The organism is Micromonospora deserti (assembly GCF_003236335.1).
Classification (GTDB): Bacteria; Actinomycetota; Actinomycetes; order Mycobacteriales; family Micromonosporaceae; genus Micromonospora; species Micromonospora deserti.
Genome location: NZ_POUB01000535.1, coordinates 1 through 730 on the forward strand (window position 1 = coordinate 1; position 730 = coordinate 730).

The 730-nt window shown below is 77.1% G+C and carries 1 protein-coding gene; it reads left to right on the forward strand.

Translation table 11 applies throughout. The features are described 5' to 3' along the window. Positions 1-105 precede the first annotated feature (105 nt). Positions 106-730 (forward strand): NADH-quinone oxidoreductase subunit C (locus C1I99_RS31775; protein WP_111137797.1); only part of this gene is annotated, 625 nt, incomplete at its 3' end.

Below are 730 nucleotides of genomic sequence, written 5' to 3' on the forward strand. Positions count from 1 at the left end.
ACCTCTTCCGGAGTCATGCGGCTGATCCTAGGGCCTCCGCACCACCACCCCCGGCCGCCGATCGCCGCGGGCGGGCCCCGGTGCGGAGGCCCTAGGATCAGCCGCATGACTCCGGAAGAGGTCGGCCAGCGGATGGTCGCGCTGCTCGCGCCCGCCGAGGCGACCCTGTCGGTCTCCGGCGGTCAGGCGCACGCCCGCGCCACGGTCGACGTACCGCCGGCGAGCTGGCCCGAGGCGCTCCGCGCCGCCCGCGACGACGCCGAGCTGGCCTGCGACTTCTTCGACTGGCTCTCGGCGGTGGACGAGCTGGCCGAGGGTTTCGACGTGGTGGCCCACCTCTGGTCAACCACCCGGCGGCACGGGCTGCTGCTGCGTACCCGGGTGCCCCGGCAGTCACCGGCGGTCGCCTCGGTGGTCGACGTCTACCCGGGCGCCGCCTGGCACGAGCGGGAGACGCACGAGATGTTCGGCATCGACTTCGTCGGCCACGCCGGGCTGCGGCCGCTGCTGCTGCCCCCCGAGTTCGAGGGCCACCCGCTGCGCAAGGAGTTCGTGCTCGCCTCCCGGGCGGCCAAGCCCTGGCCGGGCGCCAAGGAGCCGGGCGAGTCCGAGGCCGGGGGCGGCCGTCGGCCGATCCGCCCGCCCGGCGTACCCGCACCGGGGGAGTGGGGGGCGGTGCCGACGCCCGCCGGTGCCGCCGGCGCGGGCGAGGGTCCGCGCGGCGGCGTCC